The organism is Streptomyces hebeiensis (assembly GCF_052983195.1).
The window spans coordinates 6,807,868-6,823,628 of record NZ_CM129812.1 but is presented as its reverse complement, the minus strand read 5'-3'; the positions used below and the strand labels follow the sequence as shown (position 1 = coordinate 6,823,628).

Annotated in this window: 12 protein-coding genes; 6 read left to right on the top strand and 6 right to left on the bottom strand. The window is 70.9% G+C overall.

The window, feature by feature from the left end:
* Positions 1 to 313 precede the first annotated feature (313 nt).
* From ACU6P3_RS29220 to ACU6P3_RS29210, 3 genes are all read left to right on the top strand, one after another.
* The gene (locus ACU6P3_RS29220) at positions 314 to 1,963 is read left to right on the top strand and encodes an ABC-F family ATP-binding cassette domain-containing protein (RefSeq protein ID WP_447194839.1); all 1,650 of its coding nucleotides are present in this window, start codon (positions 314 to 316) and stop codon (positions 1,961 to 1,963) included.
* 239 nt (positions 1,964 to 2,202) lie between these two features.
* Entirely contained in the window at positions 2,203 to 3,177 is a 975-nt protein-coding gene (locus tag ACU6P3_RS29215) for an acyl-ACP desaturase (RefSeq protein WP_447194838.1), read from the top strand.
* Between the two features lie 157 nt (positions 3,178 to 3,334).
* Positions 3,335 to 4,255, top strand: a complete 921-nt coding sequence (locus tag ACU6P3_RS29210; protein WP_447194837.1) for a chitosanase — start codon at positions 3,335 to 3,337, stop codon at positions 4,253 to 4,255.
* A gap of 183 nt (positions 4,256 to 4,438) precedes the next feature.
* Here the strand turns inward: ACU6P3_RS29210 and ACU6P3_RS29205 are convergent, their stop codons facing one another.
* The 4 genes from ACU6P3_RS29205 to ACU6P3_RS29190 all read right to left on the bottom strand — a co-directional run bounded on the left by ACU6P3_RS29205 (position 4,439) and on the right by ACU6P3_RS29190 (position 7,961).
* Positions 4,439 to 4,741 carry a WhiB family transcriptional regulator gene (locus ACU6P3_RS29205; protein ID WP_447194836.1) on the bottom strand — a complete coding sequence of 101 codons (303 nt, stop codon included), beginning with the start codon at positions 4,739 to 4,741 and terminating at the stop codon, positions 4,439 to 4,441.
* Between the two features lie 69 nt (positions 4,742 to 4,810).
* The gene (locus ACU6P3_RS29200; protein ID WP_447194835.1) at positions 4,811 to 5,611 is read right to left on the bottom strand and encodes a VOC family protein; all 801 of its coding nucleotides are present in this window, start codon (positions 5,609 to 5,611) and stop codon (positions 4,811 to 4,813) included.
* Between the two features lie 288 nt (positions 5,612 to 5,899).
* Entirely contained in the window at positions 5,900 to 6,688 is a 789-nt protein-coding gene (locus tag ACU6P3_RS29195) for an aminotransferase class IV family protein (RefSeq protein ID WP_447194834.1), read from the bottom strand.
* 193 nt (positions 6,689 to 6,881) lie between these two features.
* A complete protein-coding gene (locus tag ACU6P3_RS29190) occupies positions 6,882 to 7,961 on the bottom strand; it encodes a multicopper oxidase domain-containing protein (RefSeq protein WP_447194833.1) in 1,080 nt (359 codons plus the stop codon).
* Between the two features lie 211 nt (positions 7,962 to 8,172).
* Here ACU6P3_RS29190 and ACU6P3_RS29185 point away from each other — a divergent pair, with 211 nt between their 5' ends.
* Together ACU6P3_RS29185 and ACU6P3_RS29180 are read left to right on the top strand one after the other, a co-directional pair.
* Positions 8,173 to 10,656, top strand: coding sequence for a ThuA domain-containing protein (locus ACU6P3_RS29185; protein ID WP_447194832.1), 2,484 nt, complete (start codon positions 8,173 to 8,175; stop codon positions 10,654 to 10,656).
* Positions 10,657 to 10,730: 74 nt separating this feature from the next.
* Complete coding sequence (locus ACU6P3_RS29180) at positions 10,731 to 12,905, top strand: OmpL47-type beta-barrel domain-containing protein (RefSeq protein WP_447198116.1); 2,175 nt, start codon at positions 10,731 to 10,733, stop codon at positions 12,903 to 12,905.
* 89 nt (positions 12,906 to 12,994) lie between these two features.
* Here the strand turns inward: ACU6P3_RS29180 and ligD are convergent, their stop codons facing one another.
* Positions 12,995 to 14,008, bottom strand: a complete 1,014-nt coding sequence (gene ligD / locus ACU6P3_RS29175) for a non-homologous end-joining DNA ligase (protein ID WP_344273501.1) — start codon at positions 14,006 to 14,008, stop codon at positions 12,995 to 12,997.
* Positions 14,009 to 14,082: 74 nt separating this feature from the next.
* On the opposite strand from ligD, the gene ACU6P3_RS29170 reads away from it, so the two are divergent.
* Positions 14,083 to 15,171, top strand: a complete 1,089-nt coding sequence (locus ACU6P3_RS29170) for an ATP-dependent DNA ligase (protein ID WP_447194831.1) — start codon at positions 14,083 to 14,085, stop codon at positions 15,169 to 15,171.
* Between the two features lie 131 nt (positions 15,172 to 15,302).
* Here ACU6P3_RS29170 and ACU6P3_RS29165 read toward each other — a convergent pair whose 3' ends face one another.
* A complete protein-coding gene (locus ACU6P3_RS29165) occupies positions 15,303 to 15,743 on the bottom strand; it encodes a YchJ family protein (RefSeq protein WP_447194830.1) in 441 nt (146 codons plus the stop codon).
* Positions 15,744 to 15,761 lie beyond the last annotated feature (18 nt).

The window sequence follows — 15,761 nt, the reverse complement described above, 5'->3', positions numbered from 1 at the left end:
TCCTGTTGTCGTCGATTGGAGTAGGACGTTGCTCGTCTGAGGTCCGAGACACCGTGCCGCACGGTTTTCCACCGCGAAACGCAAGTGCGAATTCGCGTACCCGTGCGCCCGTGTGCGACCTCGGCCGCCGAGCCGTCCCGCTCTGCCCGACCGGGCCCCCTCACCGGGGCCGCGCTGATCCTCACGCCCGTATCCCGCTCCCCGCGGGTACGGCGGTCGTCCGGCCCGTCGTCGTTCGCGTCACGGTGTCTCCATCCGTTGCCCCGAACATCCCGCCCGCGCGATCTCGCGCGCGCAGCAACCGGAGACCCTTATGGATCGATCCGCCCCTCACCTCACCTGTACCTCCCTCTCGTTCGCCTGGCCGGACGGGACCCCCGTCTTCGACGGTTTCCAGTTGGCCGTCGGCCCCGGCAGGACCGGGATCGTCGGACGCAACGGCTGTGGGAAATCCACCCTGTTGCGGCTGTTCGCGGGCGAACTCACCCCGACCGGGGGAAAGATCGGCCGTAACGGCGAGATCGGTCATCTTCCCCAGACCGTGGTGCTCGACACGGACCTGCGGGTGGACCAGGCACTCGGCATCGCCGCGACGCGGGCCGCCCTGCACGCCATCGAGGCGGGCGACGCGAGCGAACACCACTTCACCGCCGTCGGTGACGACTGGGACGTCGAGGAACGCGCCCGCGCCACCCTGGACCAGCTCGGCCTCGGGCACCTCGGCCTCGACCGGACCGTCGGCGAGATGTCGGGGGGCGAGTGCGTCCTGCTCCGGCTGGCGTCACTGCTGCTGGCCCGGCCGGACGTCCTGCTGCTGGACGAGCCCACCAACAACCTCGACCTGCACGCGCGGCGACGGCTGTACGCGGCGGTCGCCTCCTGGTCCGGGGTGATGGTCGTGGTCAGCCACGACCGGGAACTGCTGGAGCGGGTGGACCAGATCGCCGACCTGCGCGACGGCCAGGTGCGCTGGTACGGCGGCAACTACTCCGCGTACGAGGAGGCCCTGGCCCAGGAGCAGGAGGCGGCCGAGCGGATGGTGCGCGTCGCGGAGGCCGACGTGCAGCGGCAGAAGCGGGAACTCGCGGACGCGCAGGTGAAGTTGGCGAAGCGCAAGCGCTATGGGCAGAAAATGCAGGACAGCAAGCGGGAACCCAAGATCGTGATGGGTGCCCGCAAGCGCGCCGCCCAGGAGTCCGCCGGCAAACACCGCATCCTGCACACCGAACGGCTGGCGGAGGCCAGGGAGCGGCTCGACGAGGCCGTGGAGGCGGTCCGGGACGACGACGAGATCCGTGTCGAACTGCCGCACACCGTCGTCCACCCCGGCCGGAGCGTGCTCACGCTGCGCGAGTTGCGGCTGCGCTACGGGGCCGAGGTCAAGGGCGAGTTCGCGCTCCACGGCCCGGAGCGCGTCGCCCTGGTGGGCCGCAACGGGGCGGGCAAGACCACGCTGCTGCGCACGGTCGCGGGCGAGCTGGGACCGGAGTCCGGCGAGGCGACGGCCCATGTGCCGCTGCGCTTCCTCCCCCAGCGGCTCGATGTGCTCGACGACACGCTGAGCGTGGTGGAGAACGTCGCGCGGTTCGCCCCCGCGGCCACGAACAACATGATCAGGGCGCGGCTGGCCCGCTTCCTGTTCCGGGGGGCGCGGGCCGATCAGCCGACCGGCACCCTGTCCGGCGGCGAGCGGTTCCGCGCCTCGCTGGCCGCCCTGCTGCTCGCCGAACCGGCGCCGAAGCTGCTGATGCTGGACGAGCCCACCAACAACCTGGACATGGCGAGTGTGCGGCGGCTGACGGCGGCGCTGGAGGCGTACGAGGGCGCGCTGATCGTGGCGAGCCACGACCTGCCGTTCCTGGAATCGATCGGTGTCACCCGCTGGCTGCTGCTCGACGGGGAACTGCGCGACACGACCCTGGAGGAGGTACGCGGGACGGGACCGGACACGCCGGGAAACTGACCGCGCGCGGACGGCGGGCCCGGCCGCCCCGTGGACCGCGGATCCGACGACGCGCGGACCACGGATCCGGCCACGAACGACGGACACGCTCGGTCCGCTCCGGTGTCCGCACGGTGAGGGGCGGGCGGCGCTTCGGTGGCGCCGCCCGCCCCCGCTTGGTCTTTGGCTTACCCCGCCTTTAACCTACGGTGTCGTAACCTACGAACCCGTAGGTAATTCTCCCGTCCCCAGGAGCACACGTGCCGATCACCTCTCCCCACCTCAGCAGTTCGGAGGCGTGGACCGACGCCAAACTGCTGTACGCGCTGGAAGAGGTCGTTGAGAAGGAACTCAACCGACACCTCAAGGCCGCCAAGGACTGGATGCCGCACGAGTACGTGCCGTGGTCCGACGCCCGCAACTTCCCCGGGTTCTTCGAGGACGGCGAGGCATGGGACCCCGCCGAGTCGAAGGTCAGCGACATCGGCAGGATCGCGCTCGTGGTCAACCTCCTCACCGAGGACAACCTCCCCAGCTACCACCACGAGATAGCGACGCTCTTCGGCCGCGACGGCGCCTGGGGCACCTGGGTCCACCGCTGGACCGCCGAGGAGGGGCGGCACGGGATCGTGATGCGGGACTACCTGCTCACCTCCCGGGCCGTCGACCCGGACAAGCTGGAACAGTTCCGGATGGCGCACATGGCGGAGGGGTTCGAATCCGACAACCGCCACTCGATGCTGCACTCCGTCGCGTACGTCGCCTTCCAGGAACTCGCGACGCGCGTCTCGCACCGCAACACCGGCCATCAGTCGGGCGACCCGGTCTGCGACCGCATGCTGGCGCGGATCGCCACCGACGAGAACCTGCACATGGTCTTCTACCGGAACCTGCTGGGCGCGGCCTTCGAGATCGCCCCGGACCCGACCATGCAGGCGGTCCGCGACGTCGTGGTGAACTTCCGGATGCCCGGGCACGGCATGCCCGGCTTCGAGCGCGCCGCCGCGCAGATGGCGATCGGCGAGATCTACAACCTCCGGATCCACCACGACGACGTGCTCCAGCCGGTGCTGCGCTACCTGAAGGTCATGGACGTGTCGGGACTGGGCCCGGAGGGGCTCAAGGCCCAGGACGAACTCGGCCTGTACATGAACGGACTGGACAGCGAGGCCGCCAAGTTCGACGAGAAGCTCGCGGCCCGGAAGGCGCGGGTGGCCGCGCGCGCCGCCGGCTGACCGGGTCCGCTGTCTCCGTCCGCGCGTTCGGCCGGCCGGCTCCTCGGCCGGCCGGCCCGCTTCCTCCCCGTTCCCCCTGTCCGGCCCATCCGTCTTGGCCGGCCCGTCGGGGGGATCCCGCTCGGGCCCGCGCGGAAGAAGTCGTACGCTGTGCCGGATGAAGCCTGCCACGCGCCTCTTCCTCATAGGCGCCCCCGTCCTCGTCGCCGCCGCCGTCATCTTCGGCAGCGGCGGCGATTCAGGTGTGCTCGCGGACAACCCGCCGGCCCGCCCGGAGCGCAGCGGCGCTCCCGACCCGCTCAGCTCCGGCGACCCGGACGACCGTGAGGAGTTGGCGCGGCGCATCGACGCGATGCCGCCCGGTCTCGCGGCACCCGAGAAGAAGGAACTGGCGGCCCAACTGGTGGCCAGCGCCGAGAACTCGACGCTCGACTGGCGCCGCCAGTACGCGGCGATCGAGGACCTCGGGGACGGCAACGGCTACACGGCCGGCGTCATCGGCTTCTGTTCCGGCACGAACGACATGCTCCAACTGGTCGAGTCGTACACGGAGAAGCACCCGGACAATCCGCTGGCCCCGTTCCTGCCGGCGCTGCGCAAGGTCGACGGCACCGATTCGCACGAGGGACTCGACCCCGGTTTCCGGGAAGCCTGGGCGAAGGCCGCCGAGTCCGCCGACTTCCGCTCCGCCCAGGACAGCACCCGCGACCGGCTCTACTTCGATCCGGCGGTCCGGCTGGCCAAGATGGACGGTCTGGGCACCTTGGGGCAGTTCGTCTACTACGACGCCATGGTCCTGCACGGCCCGGGTCTCGACGCGCGGGGCTTCTACGGCATCCGCGAGGCGGCCATGAAGAAGGAGAAGACCGCCGCCGAGGGCGGCGACGAGAAGGCGTACCTGAACGCGTTCATGGACGCGAGCCGGGCCGTGATGAAGACCAAGCTCATCGCGGAGCAGCGCGACTCGTCGCGTATCGACACCGCTCAGCGGGTCTTCCTGCGGGACGGCAACATGGCGCTCGAACCGCCGCTGACCTGGCAGGTGTACGGGGAGACCTTCAGGATCGACCAGAGCTGAGGCGTCCGGCCCGGCTCCACCGCCGTAGCGGGCCGGCTCACTACCGCGTGCCGGTACGCGTCACGGACCGTGGCGCGCCGACACCGTGCGGTGCCGACACCGTGCGGCGCCGGCACCGGCACTCGCCATCGGCATCAGCATCGGCATCGGCATCGGCATCGGCATCGGGCGGTGGGTGCCGGGTCAGGCGCTCCTGCGCCGGAGATCCAGCCGCTCCTTCTCGGAGAGCCCGCCCCACACCCCGAACCGCTCGTCGTTGGCGAGGGCGTACTGGAGGCAGGCTTCCCGGCCCTCGCAGGCGCGGCACAGCCGCTTGGCCTCGCGTGTGGAGGAACCGGGGGCCGGGAAGAAGAACTCCGGCCCGGTCTGAGCGCACAACGCGTTCTCCTGCCAGGCGAGTTCGCCCTCCGTGCGGGCGGCCGCGGCCGGCGCGCCGATGGCGTCGATGGCGCTGTCGGTGGTGCTGTCGATGATGTCGGTCGGCATGCCGACAGGCTGCCCCGTCGGGATAAACACCTGATGGACGAATGATCGACGCCGCCCGCGGGCCGCCCGTCAGGCGGCGGCGCGCTCCACTCCGCGCATCAGCGCGAACCGCGCCCCGTAGGGATCGGCGAGCTTGGCGAAGCGGCCGACGCCTTCGATGTCGGTCGGCTCCATCCGGACCGTACCGTCCAGCTTCCGCGCCGCGGCCACCGTAGCGTCGCAGTCGGTGACCGCGAAGTACAGGAGCCAGTACGGCGCGCCGCCGGATTCGATCGGATCGTTGCCCAGGGGAACGAAGCCGCCGAACATGGCGTCCGAGCCCTTGCCCGCCGGATTCACCATGCGGTAAGTGCCGCTTCCGTCCGGCATGGGCATGCTGAGGGCCTCCCAGCCGAAGACCGAACTGTAGAAGGCGTACGCGGCGTCCTCGTCCGGGGTGTACAACTCGGCCCAGCAGAGGCTGCCCGGCTCGTTGACGATGTCCAGGCCCTTGTTCCGGCCCGGCTGCCAGACCGCGAAGCGGGCGCCCGCACGGTCGGTGAAGGCCGCCATCCTGCCGATGTCCATGACGTCCATGGGGCCGAACTCGACAGAGCCGCCCGCGTCCCTGACCGCCGCGGCTGTGGCGTCGGCGTCGGGGGTGGCGAAGTAGAGGGTCCAGGAGGGCGAGCCGTGACCGGGTTCGAGGGGCATGACGCCCGCGGCGGTCCTGCCGTCCGTCTGAAACATGCCGTAGCCGCCCGCCTCGGGACCGGCCGACAGGAAGTCCCAGCCGAACACCCCGTGGTAGAAGGCGTTCGCTCCTTCGAGATCGGTCGTACCGAGGTCGGTCCAGATGGGGGACCCCGCGGGGTAGGGGGAGGTGAGCATGGTGCGCTCCTTGGTGGAATCCCGTCTCTCTGTTCTCCGAGTCTCCTCCGGATGGGCCCGCGCCGCATGTGCCGCGCGGGGAGCGATGGCGACGACCGCGGGACGGGGAGCCTGAAAGGCGTCTTAGGGGTCCTTTCACTATGAGCGTCCGAGCAGGGCGCGTGGTCTGGTGCCGTGCATCGCAAGGCGCCGGAGAGTCCTGGTAGCGGAGCTACCTGGGCTTTTCGGCAACGCGGCGAGGTGCGGTGCCAGGCCGCGTGACCCGGACGGGCATAGTGAAAGGACCCCTTAAAGGAGGTCGCCCGGCAGGGCCGCGTAGGTCTCGCGCAGGAGATCGACGGCCGGGTGGTGGGCCGGGAACTCCATCCGGTCGATGGCCGTGACGGCTCGTACGCCGATGGCCGCGTTGGTGGCGAACGCGGCACGGGACGACCCGACGTCCGCCGCCGCGACCGGGGCGACGCGGTGTCCGTGGGCCGCCATGAGGAGCCGCATCGTCACCCCCGGGAGGCAGCGGGCCCGCGGCCACACCACCGTCCCGTCACCGCCGCCTTCACCGTCGAGGAAACCGATGTTCCAGGTGGCGCCCTCGGAGACGAGTCCGTCGGCGCCGACGAAGAGCGCGTCGTCGAATCCGGCCTGCCGGGCCGCCCGTCGCTGCCGGAGCGCCCCGAACAGCCCGACGCTCTTGATCTCGGGGGCCTCGCGCTCGTACCGGACGCTCCGCACCCGCAGGGGCGGCAGCGGGCCGGAGGACGCCGGGCGCCGGGTGACCAGGATCCGCGGATCCCCCGCCCGGTCGGGGCGGCCGATGTCCAGGGCGGGGTCGAACACGGTGACCCGCATCGTCGCCGCCCCGTCGGCCGGTGCGAGCCGGCGCAGCAGCGCGCGTACCCGGTCGGGGTCCAGCTCGGCGCCGAAGAGGGCCCGGCAGTCGCGGTCGAGCCGGTCGAGGTGGAGCGCCAGCCCCCGCACCCGGCCGCCCTCGACACGGAGCGTCGTGAAGTGACCGTAGTTGGTGAGGGCGAGCGCGCTCAGCTCCGCCATGTCGACCGGCCGTCCGTTCAGTTCCGCCATGGCCCCAGCATGGCAGCCGGGCGCGCGCCCCACCGGCGACCGGAGGGAATCGGTCCGGACCGTCCGGACCGTCCGGACCGTCCGGACCGTCCGGACCGTCCGGACCGGTCGAGATCCGACCGGGATCATCGGCGGCCGTCACCCACCACGCCCGACCGGCCCCCGGTAACCCTCGATCACCTCCGGACTCCCGTCAGTGACCGGAGTGCTCCCCCGGACCGGACGACTCCTTCGCCGTCGCCCCGCCGCCGTCCTTCGTCGCGCCCTTCGTCCCGTCCGGCGCCGCGCCCTTCGCCGTGCTCTTCGCCGCGCCCGTCGGGTGGTGCGGCTCGTACCCGGGGATCGTGCCGTCCGGCTTCTTGACCAGCAGCAGGCCCGCCATCCCCATGTCCGAGTGGCTCTGCACGTGGCAGTGGTACATCCAGGCGCCCGCGCCCACCCGTTCGCCGGCGATGATCTGGAAGCCGAAGGAGTCCGCGGGACCCGTGATCTTGTTGTCGATCACCCGGCTCGGATCGTCGGGGCCGGTCAGCAGGCCGGTCCTGTTGTCCGCCCAGCGATGACCGTGGATGTGGAAGGTGTGGTAGAACTCACCGTGCGTGATCATGATGATCTCGACCCGGTCGCCCACCGTGGCCTCGAAGTTGGGGGACTCGGCACCCGGTTTGTTGTTGATCGTCATGTCGTTGAAGACGATCGTGAACTGCTTGTCCGGCAGGATGTCGCCCTTCCTGCGGACGACCAGCGGGCCGTAGAGCCCCTTGCGTATGCCGCCGGTGCCGTGGTCCGTGCCGACGACATGGTCGTGGTAGTGCCAGTAGCCCGCGCTCCCCGGCTGCCAGGTGCCGTCCGCGCGGGTGCCCGGGGTGTGGGTGCGCCAGGTGTACGTACGGCTCTCCCCCGGCGGCACGTGACTGCCGCTCATCCGGGTGCCGTCGCTGGCGATGTCGTAGTCCACGCCGTGCACATGGAGGCTGGCGTCCACGTCCGTGGTGTTCTCGAACTCGATGTGGAGGGTGTCGCCCTCGATCATCTCGATCAGGGGGCCGGGAATGGACGCCTTCCCCTTTTCGAAGCCGTAGCCCATCTGACCGCCCGGCAGCGTTTCCGCGTACATCTTGAGATGGCGGACCGTGCCGCCCGCCGGGGCCGTCCGGGGTGGCGATTCGGCCGAAGTGGCCGTCGGCGCTGAGGCGAGGGACAACGATGTCATACCCGTGGCGGCGACCGCGCCACCTGCGAAAAGCCGCCGATTGAAACTCCGCCTGTCCATGGCCATAGCGAACTCCCCAGTGCCGTACGGAGATTGACAGATGTACCAGGGCATGACCCAGGCCCCCGGACGGCCACACGGTAGACCAAGGATCTTCGTTTATCCACACTGAGGACAAAGTTGGTGGGATTGCGGTCCAACCTATTGGCGAGTCGCCGAAAGAGGTCTACTTTCAGGCGCGTTGCTGTGACCAAAGAGGGTGGGTGAACACATGCAGCGCGCACCACATCGCCGGTCGAGAACCAGGCGTACCGCGGCCGCGGCCCTGGTGGCCGGCACGATGGCGGCGTCCCTGCTGGGCGGTAACGCCGCCACGGCGAGACCGTACCCGGAACCGGCTTCGACAACGTTGTCCCTGCCGTCGCCTCCCGGCGGGGACGACGTCAAGGTCCTCGTCTTCCACGCGTCGGCCACCGAGGAGTCACCGGTCGTCAACGCCGGAATCGAGGCGATCGAGTCGATCGGCCTCTCGGGGCCCTGGAACGAACGTTTCAAGACCGAGGCCACGGACGACGGTTCGGTCTTCACCGATGCCAAGAGGCTCGGCTCCTACAACGCCGTCGTCTTCCTCACGGGCGGCGGCGACGTGCTCGACCCGGAGCAGGAGGCCGGCCTGGAGGCGTACATGGAGGCCGGCGGCGGCTTCCTCGGCGTCCATGACGCCGCCCGTACCGAGCCGTACTCCGCCTGGTTCACCGAGCTGATCGGCGCCCGGCCCGCCAAGACCAGCCCCACGAACGTCCAGCGCGCCACGGTCGAGGTCGGTGACCGGATCCACCCGGCCACCAAGAGTCTGCCCCTGGAGTGGAAGCGTCCGGACAAGTGGCTCAACTGGGCGACGAACCCGACCGGCAAGGTGCACACCGTCGCCCGGGTCAGGGAGAGCAGCTACCAGCCCGGCACCGGGGCCAACGGCGCCGACCACCCGGTCTCGTGGTGCCGTGACTACGACGGCGGCCGGTCCTTCTACACCGGGATGGGCGGTACGGCCGCCTCGTACGACGAGACCGACTTCCGTGACCACCTGCGCGGCGCGCTGCTGTGGACCAGCCGGATCTCGCGGGCCGACTGCAAGGCCACGATCGACGGCAACTACACGGCGGAGCGCGTCACCCAGCCGAACCAGCCGGGGCAGCAGGACCAGATCGGCGAGCCGCACGGTCTGGTCACCGCGCCCGACGGACGGGTCTTCTACATCGGGCGCGGCGGCGGCGACAACAGCGCCCCCGTGGTGACCGACTGGAACGACCCGGACATCGGCAAGGGCCTCGGCCAGATCCACGTCTACGACCCGAAGACGAAGAAGGTGACGCTCGCGGGCGCGCTGACGATCTTCGGCAACAAGGGCGGCGGCGAGGAACTGATCAAGGTCGAGGAGGGGCTGCTCGGTATCGAGCTGGACCCCGCCTTCCAGTCGAACGGCTGGGTGTACCTGCACTACACCCCGCACTCCGGGCTCAACCGTGACACGCAGGTCGCCGAGCGGCGCGTCTCGCGCTTCACCCTGGACCTCGCGACCAACAAGCTGGACCTCGCCTCCGAGAAGGTCCTGCTCAAGTGGCCGGTGCAGGTGCACAGCTGCTGCCACTCGGGCGGCGGCCTCGCCTGGGACTCCAAGAACAACCTCTACATCGCGACCGGGGACAACAACTCCTCCGGTTTCAGCGACGGTTACTCCGGCAACAACCCGCAGCCCAACTACAAGGGCCTCTCCTTCGCGGACGCGCGCCGCACCGCCGGCAACACCAACAACCTCAACGGCAAGATCCTGCGGATCCACCCGGAGCCGGACGGCACGTACACCCTGCCCGCCGGCAACCTGTTCACGGGCCAGGAGCAGGACGAGGGCGGCGGCAAGACGCGGGGCGAGATCTACGTGATGGGCGTGCGCAACCCCGCGCGGATCTTCGTCGACAAGCAGACCGACACCCTGTACGCGGGCTGGGTCGGTCCCGACGCGGGCGCGCCCAGCACGACCTGGGGCCCGGCCAAGTACGACACGTTCACCGCGATCACCAAGGCGGGCAACCACGGCTGGCCGTTCTGCATGGGCAACAACCAGCCCTACCGGGACCGCAGCCTGCCCGACCCGTCCAAGCCCCAGGGCTGGTACAACTGCGCCGCGCCGAAGAACGAGTCGCCGAACAACGACGGTCTGGTCAACCTGCCGCCGGTCACCGGCAACACCATCTGGTACTCGCCGCAGGGCGGCGCCCCCGACTACCCGCGGGACGCGAACGGCGTGCCCAGCTACAAGCAGGAGGAGGCGAAGTACCTGCTGCCGTGGCTCAAGGGCGGCGGCCAGGCGACCATGAACGGTCCGGTCTACCGGTACGACGCGCGGAGCGCGAGCGCCGACAAGTGGCCGCAGTACTGGGACGGCAAGTGGTTCGTCGGTGACTTCTACGACGCGGCCGGCAGCCCGCGCCACGCGGTGGTGACCGACCCGAAGACCGTCGGCAAGGGCGGCCTGCCGGTCCACGCCGAATCCCTGAAGAAGATCATCCCGGTGGGCCAGGGCGGCATCCGCAACCTCATGGACTGGAAGTTCGCGCCGGACGGCTCGCTCTACGTCCTGGACTACGGGCGCGGCTTCTTCACCTCCGACGGCGCGTCCGCGCTGTGGCGTGTGACGTACAAGGGCGGCGCTTCGACTCCGGCCGCCTCCGACCTGGTCAGAAAGGTGGAGCAGTGAGACACCGACCGCCACGCCCGGGGCCGACGCGGCGGCCCGCGCGCCTGTGGACGGCCCTGCTGGGCGCGTTCCTGATGGTGCTGGGGCTGACCTCGACGGCGGCGTACGGGCGCTCCGGCGCCGCGCCCGCCGACCGTACGGACGACGGCAAGGCCGCCGCGGCCCAGGTGCTCACCTGGACCGCGGGCGACCCGATCGACCGCTACCTGTCCTTCCCCACCACCGCCCAGGCCGGTCCGACGACGATCGTCTTCGAGAACAGCACCGCCACCGGCAACACCACGGGGATGCCGCACACGCTGACGTTCGACGTCTCGGACCCCGAGTACAACAACGACGTCGCGGTGAACATCCTGGCCAACCCGGGTGACGCGAACGGCGGCAAATACACCCTCGAGGTCAACCTCTCGCCCGGGAAGTACCGCTTCCGCTGCACCATCCCGGGTCATGGCCAGATGACCGGTGTGCTGACCGTGACCGAGGGCACCGGTGAGGACACCGAGGCTCCCGCGACCTCGGCCGAGGTCGACGGCCAGCAGAACGCCGACGGCGCGTACGTCGGCTCCGCCACCGTGACGGTGACGGCGACCGACGACGGCTCGGGGGTGGCGAGCACCGAGTACGCGCTCGGGGCCGACGGCCCCTGGCAGCCGTACACCGCCCCGGTGGTGGTCGACCAGGTCGGCACGCACACCGTCCGTTACCGCGCCACCGACAAGGCCGGCAACGCGGCGGCCGAGAAGTCCGTCGACTTCACGGTGGTGCCCCCGCCGACGGACGACACGGACCCGCCCGAGACCTCGGCGACCGTGAGCGGTGAGAAGGACGAGGCGGGCAACTACCTGTCGACGGCCACGGTCACCGTGACCGCCTCCGACACCGGCTCGGGCGTCAACACCATCGAGTACGCGCTCGGGGCGGACGGGGCGTGGCAGCCCTACACCGCGCCGGTGATGGTGCACGACGTCGGCACGCACACGGTCCGTTACCGGGCCACCGACAAGGCCGGCAACGCGGCGGCGGCGAAGTCCGTCGCGTTCACGGTGGTGACCCCGCCGGTGAAGGACACGACCCCGCCGGTGACCGGAGCGGTGGTGTCCGGGACGAAGAACTCGAGCGGCGCCTACCTCACCAGCGCCACGGTGACGCTGTCCGCGACCGACACCGAGTCGGGTGTGGAGAAGATCGAGTACTCCCTCGACGGCGGCCCCTACCTCGCGTACACCACCCCCGTGATCGTGGACAAGGTCGGCTACCACGCGCTGTCCTACCGCGCCACCGACAAGGCGGGCAACACCGCCGAGGCCCGGAAGGCGTCGTTCACCATCGCCCAGGGCGGCGGCGTACCGGCGCCCAACTGCCCGGAGTACGACGAGCGGCTGACCGTCATCGTCGGTACGGTCGACTCCGGCGTGCCGAACCGGCTGACCCGCAGCCGGTGCACCATCAACGAGCTGATCGAGGACGAGAAGGAGTGGACCTCGCACGCCCTCTTCCTCAAGCACGTCGACTCGGTGCTGGACAAGCTGCGCGTGGACAACGTGATCGACGAGCGCGAGTTCACGGCGATCACGGAGGCCGCCGGGGAGTCCGGCATCGGCAAGCCCGGCCAGACCGAGGGCTACCGTGACCTGTTCGACGGCACGGCCGAGTCGCTGGCCAAGTGGGAGCAGGTGGGCGGCGGCAAGTTCGAGCTCTCCGCCGACGGCGCCATCACCAGCAGCACGAAGGTCGACGGCATGGGGATGCTGTGGTTCCCGCAGCGCAAGTACGGGAACTTCTCGCTCAAGCTCCAGTTCCGCGACGACGCCCCGGGCGGCGGCAACGCCAACGGCGGTGTGTTCGTCCGGTTCCCGAACGTCCATGACCACCCGGAGGAGTCCCGGCCCGAGTGGGTCGCCATCAACTACGGGCACGAGATCCAGATCCTCGACCGCCCCGACGGCGACCTGTACAAGACGGGCTCCGTCTACGGCTTCGACCGGGTGGGCCTCGGCGGTGCCGGCGTCACCCCGAAGGGCACCTGGAACGACTACGAGGTCCGGGTGGTCGGCCAGCACTTCACGATCCTGCGCAACGGCGTCGTGATCAACGAGTTCGACAACGTGGGCGGGCAGAGCTTCTACCCGGACCGCGCGGGTGACCCGGGCACGGACGGTCGGCGGTACGCCTCCGGCTATGTCGGGCTCCAGGTCCACGGCGTGTCGGACGTGATCTCGTACCGCAACATCCGCATCCAGGAGCTGTAACGCTCCCCGGTGAGCGAGGTGCCCTTCCCGTACGGTCACGTGACGTACGGGAAGGGCACCTCGCGTTGTCGCCGCGCCCGGGTCCGGGGTCAGGAGTCCGCGCGGCGGGCGCGGCTCGGCTGGACGCGCTTGGGCTCGCCCGGCATCTTCGGGTAGTCCGGCGGGTACGGCTTGTCGCCGAGGCCGTGGTCGCGTTCGTAGCGGTCCGCCAGTTCCAGCAGCCCCTCCAGGCCGTGCCGGCGGTCGTCCATCTCCGCGTGGACATCGCCCGTCCGGGCGAAGCGCGCGGGCATGGTGGTGAGGTCGAAGTCCTCGGGTGCCACGTCGTCCAGCTCCGACCAGCGCAGCGGGGCGGAGACCGGGGCGTGCGGCCGGGGGCGCACCGAGTAGGCGGAGGCGATGGTGCGGTCCCGGGCGGTCTGGTTGTAGTCGACGAAGATCTTCTCGCCGCGCTCCTCCTTCCACCAGGCGGTGGTGACCCGGCCGGGCAGCCGCCGTTCCAGCTCGTGGCCGACGGCGATGGCGCAGCGGCGGACCTCGGTGAAGGTCCAGCGCGGCTCGATGGGGACGAAAACGTGCAGGCCCCGGCCGCCGGAGGTCTTGAGCCAGCCGCCCAGGCCCTGCTCCGTCAGGAACGCGTGAAGTTCGTGGGCGGCGACGACCGCGTCCGCGAAGTCCGTGCCGGGCTGCGGGTCGAGATCGATCCGCAGCTCGTCGGGGTGGTCGGTACGGCCCCGGCGGACCGGCCACGGGTGGAAGGTGAGGCAGCCGAGGTTGGCCGCCCACAGCACGGCGGCGGGCTCGGTCGGGCAGATCTCGTCGGCGGAGCGGCCGCTGGGGAAGTCGATGCGGGCGGTCGGGATCCAGTCGGGCAGGTTCTTGGGGGCGCGCTTCTGGAAGAAGGACTCGCCCGTGACGCCCTCGGGGAAGCGCTCCAGGGTGGTGGGCCTCTCCCGCAGGGCGCGCAGGATGCCCGGGGCGACGGCCAGGTAGTACCGCGCGACGTCCAGCTTGGTGTAGCCACGCTCCGGGAAGTAGACCTTGTCGGGGCTGGACAGCCGTACGGTCCTGCCGTCCGCCTCCAGTTCCACCGCCGCGCCCATGAGGGTCACGGTAGGCCGGTCGCCGGACGTTCGCACATCGGGCGGACGCCTCCGTTCCCGAGCACAATCGGGTCATGGACCTGCCGGTGATGCCCCCAGTGAAACCCATGCTCGCCACGTCCGTGGCGCGGATCCCGGCGGGGATGCAGTACGAGGGCAAGTGGGACGGCTTCCGCGCGATCGTGCACCGTGACGGCGACGAGGTGGTGATCGGCAGCAGGACTGGCAAGTCCCTGACGCGGTACTTCCCCGAACTGGTCGCGGCGTTCCTGGCCGAGCTGCCCGCGCGCTGTGTGGTGGACGGCGAGATCGTTCTCGTGCACGGCGACCGGCTGGACTTCGACCGGCTCTCCGAGCGCATCCATCCGGCCAGGTCCCGCGTGGAGATGCTCGCCGAGCGCACCCCGGCGAGCTTCGTGGCGTTCGACCTGCTGGCGCTCGGGGACGCCGCGCTGCTCGACCTGCCGCTCGTGGCGCGCAGGGAGGCGCTGGAGGCCGCGCTGGCGGTGGCCGGCCCGCCCGTGTACCTGGCGCCGGCCACCACGGACGCGGAGCTGGCCCGGGACTGGTTCGAGCGCTACGAGGGCGCCGGGCTCGACGGGATCGTGGCCAAGCCCCTGGACCTGCCGTACCGGCCGGACGTGCGGGCCATGTACAAGGTGAAGCACGAGCGCACGGCGGACACCGTCGTGGCCGGCTACCGGCACCACAAGAGCGGCCCGGTGGTGGGCTCGCTGCTGCTGGGCCTGTACGACGCGGCCGGCGTCCTGCAGCACGTCGGGGTCTGTGCCGCGTTCCCCATGAAGCGCCGCGCCGAGCTGGTCGAGGAACTCGCACCGCTGCGGATGGAGTCGGCGGAGGGCCATCCGTGGGCGGCGTGGACGCGGGAGTCGGCGCACGAGACCGCGCGCCTGCCGGGCGCGCCGAGCCGCTGGTCCGGGACGAAGGACCTGTCGTGGCTGCCGCTGCGGCCTGAACGGGTGTGCGAGGTGGCGTACGACCACATGGAGGGCGATCGGTTCCGGCACACGGCCCGGTTCCGCCGCTGGCGCCCGGACCGGACGCCGGAGTCCTGTACGTACGCGCAGTTGGAGGAGCCGGTGCGCTACGACCTGGCGGAGGTGCTGAGACCACCGCCGGGTGACCTCCACGCCCCTCGGTGACCACGACGCGCCCGTCATGCGCGTACGTGTCACCGGAGGCGCGGGCTCCGTCCGCCCGGTCCGGGCAGTGGCTGACGGCGCCCCGGCCCCGGCCTGGCCCGGGGCGGGGCGTGTGCCGACGGCCGGTCCCCTCAGTCCAGGAACATGCCGTCGACGTAGACCCAGGCGCCCTCGTGCCGGGTGAAGCGGCTGCGTTCGTGCAGGGTGTCCGGTACGCCGTCGCGGGTGAAGCGCGCGCGGAAGGTGACGGTGGCGGTGGTGTGGAACGCGCTGCCGCCGGTGGTCTCCACGATCTCCAGCCCGGTCCACCGTGTCGCGGGGTCGCTCTCCACGGCCGCCGGGCGGCTGTCCGGGTGCCAGGTCCTGAGCAGGTACGGCTCGTCGCGTACGACGAAGGCGCTGTACCGGGAGCGCATCAGCGACTCGGCGTCGGGCGCCGCGGCGGCGCCCCGGTGGAACCGGCCGCAGCAGGCGCCGTACGTGTCCTTCCCCGGCGGTCCGCACGGGCAGGGCGAGGTGTCGGTGACCGGGGAGCGGCGGGACCGCGCCGGTCCGGTGGAGCGTCGGGACATGGCGCCCATTGTGCCGGT

Bases quoted from the DNA above. Each gene is read 5' to 3' on its own strand.
- ACU6P3_RS29220 (WP_447194839.1), top strand. From the start codon at position 314: ATGGATCGATCCGCCCCTCACCTCACCTGTACCTCCCTCTCGTTCGCC.
- ACU6P3_RS29210 (WP_447194837.1), top strand. From the start codon at position 3,335: ATGAAGCCTGCCACGCGCCTCTTCCTCATAGGCGCCCCCGTCCTCGTC.
- ACU6P3_RS29205 (WP_447194836.1), bottom strand. From the start codon at position 4,741: ATGCCGACCGACATCATCGACAGCACCACCGACAGCGCCATCGACGCC.
- ACU6P3_RS29200 (WP_447194835.1), bottom strand. From the start codon at position 5,611: ATGCTCACCTCCCCCTACCCCGCGGGGTCCCCCATCTGGACCGACCTC.
- ACU6P3_RS29195 (WP_447194834.1), bottom strand. From the start codon at position 6,688: ATGGCGGAACTGAACGGACGGCCGGTCGACATGGCGGAGCTGAGCGCG.
- ACU6P3_RS29190 (WP_447194833.1), bottom strand. From the start codon at position 7,961: ATGGACAGGCGGAGTTTCAATCGGCGGCTTTTCGCAGGTGGCGCGGTC.
- ACU6P3_RS29185 (WP_447194832.1), top strand. From the start codon at position 8,173: ATGCAGCGCGCACCACATCGCCGGTCGAGAACCAGGCGTACCGCGGCC.
- ACU6P3_RS29180 (WP_447198116.1), top strand. From the start codon at position 10,731: ATGGTGCTGGGGCTGACCTCGACGGCGGCGTACGGGCGCTCCGGCGCC.
- ligD (WP_344273501.1), bottom strand. From the start codon at position 14,008: ATGGGCGCGGCGGTGGAACTGGAGGCGGACGGCAGGACCGTACGGCTG.
- ACU6P3_RS29170 (WP_447194831.1), top strand. From the start codon at position 14,083: ATGGACCTGCCGGTGATGCCCCCAGTGAAACCCATGCTCGCCACGTCC.
- ACU6P3_RS29165 (WP_447194830.1), bottom strand. From the start codon at position 15,743: ATGTCCCGACGCTCCACCGGACCGGCGCGGTCCCGCCGCTCCCCGGTC.